This is a genomic window from Corynebacterium lipophiloflavum DSM 44291, assembly GCF_000159635.1.
Taxonomy (GTDB): Bacteria; Actinomycetota; Actinomycetes; order Mycobacteriales; family Mycobacteriaceae; genus Corynebacterium; species Corynebacterium lipophiloflavum.
This window is the reverse complement of sequence record NZ_GG667191.1, coordinates 157,155-161,324: the sequence shown is the minus strand read 5'-3', so window position 1 is coordinate 161,324 and position 4,170 is coordinate 157,155. Positions and strand designations below refer to the sequence as shown.

Sequence of the window (4,170 nt, the reverse complement as noted above, 5' to 3'; positions counted from 1 at the left end):
ACCGGTAGAGGTAGCACCACGTGCCGCCGACCCGGATATAGGTCTCGTCCACCCGCCAGGACCGGGCCTGCCAGTCGGGTACCTGCCGGTACCACCGAGTGTGCTTATCCAGCTCAGGGGCGTATTTCTGGACCCAGCGGTAGATCGTGGTGTGATCGACTGGCACGCCCCGCTCGGTCATCATTTCCTCCAGATCGCGGTAGCTCACCCCGTAGCGGCAGTACCACCGCACCGCCCACAGAATGATGTCACGGGGGAAATGCCGACCGGAGAAGATACCCATGGCTGTGATTATTTCACGCCGATCTTTCTACTGCCCCAACTTTGCAACAGCACCTCTCTGGCGCACTCTGCGGAACTGTAAATGGACAGCACCATCTTTAATATCGAGTGATATCGAGTAGGTGGCACAAAAAGTACGTCTAGAGTATCTTTTGTGCCATGAAGGGTGCGGAAGCTGCAGAGACAGTGGGGGACCTGGCGTCTCAACAGTGGGGACTGGTCACCACAGCCCAGGCCGCGGCGCACGGTGTTGATCTGCCCTCATTGCGCCGTTTGGCCATGCGGGAGGTCATCACCCGCATCCGGCACGGAGTGTACGCAACCACAGGCACCCCGCTCTCGGCTGAGCTCGAGGTCAAGGCACACTGGCTGGCTGTGCACCCGGATCTCATGGCCGCCGAGCGCACCAGTGACCCACAGCTCGTCGTAGAAGCGGTGGTCTCGCACACGACGGCCGCCGAGTTGTGGGGGGTCGGGGATTTTTGGCCGGACGGAGTACACTTCACGACGGCAGTAAGACGGCGCAGCCGACAGGCGGACGTTTACTTTCACCGAGCCGACCTTAGAGATTCTGACTGGGTGCTTCACCCGACTTCGGGCATGCCAGTGACCACTGTCGCGCGCACGGTTGCCGATCTCGCTGACGAGGGACACGAAGCCGACCATCTCCTCGGCCTGGCCGCAGACGCCGCTCGTGCGTCCTTAACGATGGAGCGGGACCTGGTGGAGGCTCTTGCCGGTAAAGAAGAGGTCTTCGGACTGACCGCAGGGGATAGAGCAGGATTGGCACGTCTTGTGGGGGAGTACTTCCCCACGGTGGAGTTGGATCCACGAATATACGAAGAAATCGATAAGGCAATGCGCCCAATCCGGGAACAGATCGACACACTAATGCGGTCACTGTCACCACAGATCACCATGAGTGAAAACCTGGAGAGAACGGTGGACGGGGGTTCCCTGGTACCTGATCTTTTCGAGGATCTGAGGAAGAAGGTAATGACCGGGACAGACGAGAAATTCCTAGCGTTGCCGGCCACTGCAGAAATAGCGCGCCTCACGGAAGCGGCCTTCGGGAAAATGGTAGTCCCGGAATACCCCACCCTGGCATCCTTACCTCTGAAGCGACAGAACGAAGAAAGCGCCGGCCCCAATGACCAAGAAACCCCTGAAAACCACCAAGACCCACGGCCAGATCATCGCCGTGTTGAAAAAGGAAGCGAAACACCTGGGAAAGAACCCGAATGACGTCTATAACCAATTCTTCCGGGAGACTTTCCTGCGTGAATTAATGCGGCAGACCAGCGGGTGGGTGCTCAAAGGGGGCTCAAACATCTACTGCCGTATCCCCGGGGCGCGGCACACTCGTGATCTCGACCTGTACCGGCAGGTTGACCCCACCTCCGCCACTGGCGCCGCCGACGCGCTGATAGCTGCCATGGATGGGTGCCAGGTGGGACCGTACACGTTTCGCCTCCGCCGCCCCGACAAGCAAGGCAAAACCGGCGCCATTGACAGTGAACGCGTCGACGTCACCATCACTTACGGCGTCAACAGCCGGCTCATTCATTTCGGTGTGGACGTCAGCGGGGACCTTGAGGTGACGGGAGCGGTGGAAGCGCTCACGGTAGAGGCAAGCTATGAGGTGGACACGGAGCTTCTCCCTGCTAGCTTCCGCGTCTATTCGTACCCAGTGGCCAGCCAACTCGCCGACAAGGTGTGCGCGATGTATGAACGCCACGGCACCACCCCGCCAGGGCGCGCTTCGACGCGTTACCACGATCTTTACGACATTGCCCTGATCGCCTCAGAGCTGACCGTGGCAGCGGTGAATCTCCGCGACGCCTTAGATACCCAGTGCAGAGTGCGTTCCATTATCCTGCCGAAGCGCCTCCTTCCGCCCGACGAGAAGTGGGAAGCCCAGTACACGACCAAGGCGAAGACATTCACCGGAGCACGGGACAACCTCCGGAACTTTGGCGAGGCGTTGCGTATAGCTAGCCTGCTCCTGGACCCCATCTTGGGAGATGACCCCGATGTAGCGTTGGGGGAATGGGACCCCGCTACCCTCACCTGGCGATAAGCGGTTCTTGCATGTGTCGGTAGATCCCCCGCGACACGTCACCGATTCTGTCAGTCCTGAAGGGATGACGTGACTCGGCGATCAGTTACTCGGAAGAACATTTAGAAGAGACGTTGCGAAGCCTTCTCCGAGCCCAGACATGGTTGCAGTGACCAGCGCCTGAATGGATTGACGCGCCCAGTCGATTCCCCGTTTGGGGAGCTTTTCCTGGATCTTGGTCGCCTCCTCAATCAGATCTTTTTTTTCTTCCTCGGAGACACCCGGCACCTCCGCTGATTGAACAGTTGTGCGGAACTCTTCCAAAGCTCGAACTATGTCATCGGTTGTCACATTCATTGACATGTCGGCGGTCATGGAGCCAACCTGACTCCCGACCGCTTGGTTTCCGATGGTTTGGTTCCCGTAATTGTCTGCGGAAATGCTCATGGTGGGTGCTCCCCCTGGCTGGTTGAACTGGTCAATACTTTTCTGGCTGCGATACAGCTGGTGACCCGCACTAGTGAGCCTTGCTCTGATCATTCCGCCTCCCCAGGTTTCCGTGCCCGCAATGTAGCCGCTGTCCTTCAGTTCATCAGTGGCCTGCCCGATTTCTTGCTCGGTTAAAGATCCGCTAAAATCTTCAGCCCACTCCGTTTCTAGAAGGCCGGAGGGTGCAGAAGTTGGATGAATGGTGAGCCATTCCAGAATTCTGCGCTGCGCCAGCGATGCCCGGTAGGAATGCTTTGCCTTGGACGCTTCGATCCGCCCTTCGTTCGTCAACATAAAGCTAAAACTTCCGTCAAGTGTCCTGTTTTCTTTTATCAGAGAGGCGCCGACAAGCTCCTCATACACGGACAGAGAATCGTCTGGAGAAATCACGTCCGTCGGCACCGCCGAGATCTGTTGGTCGGACTGGTCCGCTAGCCACCGAAGAACCCTCTCGGCGGGAAAAGTAATAGACATTTCTGGCTCCTACTCGCCATCCAATGGAAATGGTGAACCGACTGTCACCACAACCGTCAGCATAGGCGGTTCTCGTGGCGGTCAACGGGCAGTTTCGTGTCACTATGCACGTTCGGTTGACTACACCCTGTAGGACATAATGCCCCGTGTTGAGGCTTCGGTATCTTCATGAATGGCGCAAAAAGAACAGATAGCGTATTTTTTGTGCCATGAAGGGTGTGGAAGCGGTGGAGGTGGTGGGGGATCTGGCTTCGCAGCAGTGGGGCCTGGTCACCACCGCTCAGGCCGCGGCCTGCGGGGTTGGGGCCCGACCCCCGGAAAGTAGACACGGGGGATGTGATCAGGAAGCAGATCTCAGCGTAACAGGACATTGCTCTTCAAACACTGCTGGAGCGAGATACCCGCACCAGGAATGCCGACGCGTGGTGTTGTAGCGGGTACACCAGCGGAAAACATCTCGCCGGCACTGCAACTGATTGGCAAACGTCTTCGCGTCCTGGAGGACCTCACGCTTCAACGCGGCGTTGAAGGACTCCGCCAGGGCGTTATCAGCGCTGCTGCCGATCGCGCCCATCGACTGCCGGATCCCCAGCGTTCTGCACGTCTCCTGGAACGCATGGGAAGTGTAGACGGCAGGTTCAACCGGTGTTGCAACCACCGGTTGAACCTGCCCAGTATGTGTCACTGAAGTATTCCACTGCGCTAGCTGAGTCAGGAATCCGCCCGAGTGTGGGAAGAGGGTGTCCGATTCTTTGTGTGCGGGGGCTTGGTTTACAAGTAGTCCGCGAATCGGTCGGGGTATGCCACGGCTAGTTGGTTGATGGCTTGTTTCCACCCGGTGGCTTTCGCTCCTTCAATATAGCCGC

General features: G+C 58.2%; 4 protein-coding genes and 1 pseudogene. 2 read left to right on the top strand and 3 right to left on the bottom strand.

Annotated elements, in window-relative coordinates; translation table 11 throughout:
* On the bottom strand, positions 1-283 hold a 283-nt coding region (locus HMPREF0298_RS00735; protein ID WP_006839158.1), incomplete at its 3' end, for an IS6 family transposase.
* 158 nt (positions 284-441) lie between these two features.
* Between HMPREF0298_RS00735 and HMPREF0298_RS00730 the strand changes: the two genes are divergently transcribed.
* Together HMPREF0298_RS00730 and HMPREF0298_RS00725 are read left to right on the top strand one after the other, a co-directional pair.
* Positions 442-1,527 (top strand): type IV toxin-antitoxin system AbiEi family antitoxin domain-containing protein, encoded by a 1,086-nt coding sequence (locus tag HMPREF0298_RS00730; protein WP_006839157.1) that lies wholly within the window; start codon positions 442-444, stop codon positions 1,525-1,527.
* Complete coding sequence (locus HMPREF0298_RS00725) at positions 1,433-2,362, top strand: nucleotidyl transferase AbiEii/AbiGii toxin family protein (protein ID WP_006839156.1); 930 nt, start codon at positions 1,433-1,435, stop codon at positions 2,360-2,362. Before HMPREF0298_RS00730 ends, HMPREF0298_RS00725 begins: the two co-directional genes overlap by 95 nt.
* Positions 2,363-2,443: 81 nt before the next feature.
* Here HMPREF0298_RS00725 and HMPREF0298_RS00720 read toward each other — a convergent pair whose 3' ends face one another.
* The gene (locus tag HMPREF0298_RS00720) at positions 2,444-3,304 is read right to left on the bottom strand and encodes a hypothetical protein (RefSeq protein ID WP_006839155.1); all 861 of its coding nucleotides are present in this window, start codon (positions 3,302-3,304) and stop codon (positions 2,444-2,446) included.
* Positions 3,305-3,644: 340 nt separating this feature from the next.
* A pseudogene (locus tag HMPREF0298_RS12065) lies at positions 3,645-3,938 on the bottom strand (integrase core domain-containing protein); the annotation flags it as partial.
* Positions 3,939-4,170: the final 232 nt, after the last annotated feature.